This window comes from Streptomyces sp. NPDC086080 (assembly GCF_044540255.1).
Classification (GTDB): Bacteria; Actinomycetota; Actinomycetes; order Streptomycetales; family Streptomycetaceae; genus Streptomyces.
In genome coordinates, this window is record NZ_JBITRU010000001.1 from 272,699 (window position 1) to 275,795 (window position 3,097).

The following is a 3,097-nucleotide window of genomic DNA, read 5'->3' on the forward strand; positions in this document are numbered from 1 at the left end:
GGTGGAGGTGCCCGGGGCGGAGCGGGCCGGTGGGGTGCCCGAGACCGCCCAGGTGACCGAGGCGCCGCAGGCCGCTGTGGAGGGCGTTGCGCCCGGGGCGGCGCAGGCCGGTGGGGTGCCCGAGGCCGCTCAGGTGCTGGGCGAGCCGCAGGCCGCTCCGGTGCCGGGCGGCGAGGTCCCCGGGGCGGAGTACGCCCAGGTGCCGGAGCCGGCAGAGGCCATCCAGGTACCGCGGCCCGCTCCGGCACCGGATGCCGCCGAGGCCGCCGTGCCGGAGTCCCCCCAGGTCGCCCAGGCGCCGCAGGCACCGGATGCCGAGGACGTATCGGCTGTGGACGCCGACGACGTACCGGGTGCGGACGCCGCGGCGCCGCACACCGTCCCGTCGCCCGGCGCCGGAGGCGTCGTGCTCCCCGAGGCTTCCGGTGCCGTACCGGATGCCGCACCGCCCGGCGTCGTCGTACCGGACGCGGGGCCCGGACCGGAGCCGACGGCCGAGGAGCCGACCGGTGCCCGGACCGCTGTGGAGCCCGCCGGAACCCTCCCCGGCTCCGCGGACGACGAAGCCCTCGCCCGAACCCCCTCGCCGCACCCGGCCCCGGCCGCCGAGGTCCCGGAGGCGTCCCCCGCTTCCGACGACTCGGCCGACGCGGGCCCCCCACAGACCCCGGCGGACCCGGTCCAGGGGCCCCAGCAGACCCCCACCACCCCCCTCCCCGGCGTGCCCCTCGTACCGGAGCCGGACCAGCCCCTCGGCCGGTCCGTCCCCGTGGCCGGCACCGTGCCCACCGGCCCGCAGCCCGCGCCGACCCCGCCGCAGGGCGTGGCCGTACCCGCCAAGCCCGCGCCGACCCCGCCGCAGGGCGTGGCCGTACCCGCCGAAGGGCCTCATGAGCCGGGTGCCGACGCCGTCCCGTCCGCGCCCGGCCCCGAACTCGCGCAGGACCCGGAGGACCTGGACACCCAGGGCGCCGGGGTGGAACCGGAAACGGACCGGCCCACCGGCCCGCCCGCCCTCGGCTACGACGACGCCGAGCGCGAGGCCGTCCTCAAGGTGATCCGCGAGCGCCGGGACATCCGCAACGGCTTCCGCGACGACCCCATCCCGCACGAGGTGCTGCTGCGGGTCCTGGAGGCGGCCCACACCGCGCCCTCCGTCGGCCACTCACAGCCCTGGGACTTCGTCGTCATCCGCTCCGCCGAGACCCGGCGCAGCATGCACGAACTGGCGATGCGCCAACGCGACGCCTATGCCAAGTCCCTTCCCAAGGGCCGGGCGAAGCAGTTCAAGGAAATGAAGATCGAGGCCATCCTCGACACCCCGGTGAACATCGTCGTCACCGCCGACCCCACACGCGGCGGCCGGCACACCCTCGGCCGGCACACCCAGCCGCAGATGGCGCCCTACTCCTCCGCGCTCGCCGTGGAGAACCTCTGGCTCGCCGCCCGCGCCGAGGGCCTCGGCGTCGGGTGGGTCAGCTTCTTCGACGAGCGCGAGATGGTCCGGGTCCTGGGACTGCCCGACCATCTGGAGGTCGTCGCCTACCTGTGCGTCGGGTACGTCGACGAGTTCCCGGACGAGCCCGAGCTGATGCAGGCCGGCTGGTCCAAGCGCCGCCCGCTGTCCTGGGTCGTGCACGAGGAGACGTACGGCCGCCGTGCCCTGCCCGGAGAGGACCCCCACGACCTGCTTGCCGAGACCGTCGCGCAGATCCGCCCGCTGGACGCCAAGGCGCTCGGTGAGGCGTGGGAGCGCCAGAAGCGCATGACCAAGCCCGCCGGCGCACTCGGCATGCTGGAGATCATCTCCGCCCAGCTGTCCGGTCTGTCCCGCCAGTGCCCGCCGCCCATCCCGGAACCCGCGGCCCTCGCGATCTTCGCCGGCGACCACGGGGTGCACGCCCAGGGGGTCACCCCCTGGCCGCAGGAGGTCACCGCTCAGATGGTGGCCAACTTCCTCGGCGGGGGAGCGGTGTGCAACGCCTTCGCCGCCCAGGTGGGCGCCGAGATCTGCATCGTCGACGTGGGTGTCTCCTCCGACCTGCCGGCCACCCCCGGTCTGCTGCCGCGCAAGATCCGCGCCGGTACGTCCGACATGACCACCGGGCCCGCGATGACCCGCGAGGAGGCCAAGCGGGCCATCGAGGTCGGCATCGAAACCGCCCGCGACCTCGTGGCGGCCGGCAACAAGGCCCTGCTCACCGGTGAGATGGGCATCGCGAACACCACCGCGTCCGCCGCCCTCATCTCGGTCTTCACCGGTGCCGACCCGTCCGAGGTCACCGGCCGCGGCACCGGCATCAACGACGAGACCCTCGTGCGCAAGACCGACGTCGTGCGGCGCGCCCTGGAACTCCACCAGCCGGACCCGGCCGATCCGATCGGCGTCCTCGCCGCCGTCGGCGGCTTCGAGCACGCGGCCATGGTCGGCCTGCTCCTCGGCGGGGCGTCGCTGCGTACACCGGTCATCCTGGACGGCGTCAGCGCCGGCGCCGCCGCCCTGGTGGCCCGGGCCATCGCCCAAGAGGTCCTGGCCGCCTGTATCGCGGGCCACCGCAGCGCCGAGCCCGGCCATGTGGCCGCCCTCAACACCCTCGGTCTGCGGCCCCTGGTCGACCTGGACCTCCGGCTGGGCGAGGGCACGGGCGCGCTGCTGGCGCTCCCCCTGGTCCAGAGCACGGCGCGGGCCATGCACGAGGTGGCGACGTTCGATTCGGCGGGGGTCACGGAGAAGTAGCCGGGACGGCTGCGGGTGGCCGTGGACAGCCGTGTCCCCCTGGTGCCTCAAGAGCACCCGGGAGCCACGGGCCGCCGTGCGGCAACCGCGCGCCAGGCCACAGCCAACCCGCGCGGGCGCCGCTGTCATGGCACCCCCTCAGGGGCGCGGGGAACTGCGCGCCGAGCCACAGCCGACCTGTACGGGCGGGCGCTACTCTCGTGGCACCCCCTCAGGGGCGCGGGGAACTGCGCGCCAGGCCACAGCCAACCCGCACGGGCGGGTGCCGCTGTCATGGCACCCCCTCAGGGGCGCGGGGAACTGCGCGCCGAGCCACAGCCGACCTGTACGGGCGGGCGCTACTCTCGTGGCACCCCCTCA

At 75.5% G+C, this 3,097-nt stretch carries 1 protein-coding gene; it reads left to right on the forward strand.

Going from position 1 to position 3,097, the window contains the following annotated elements; all coding sequences use genetic code 11:
• The coding region (cobT, locus tag ACIF9R_RS01300; RefSeq protein ID WP_399972621.1) for a nicotinate-nucleotide--dimethylbenzimidazole phosphoribosyltransferase at positions 1-2,737 on the forward strand (2,737 nt) is incomplete at its 5' end.
• Positions 2,738-3,097 lie beyond the last annotated feature (360 nt).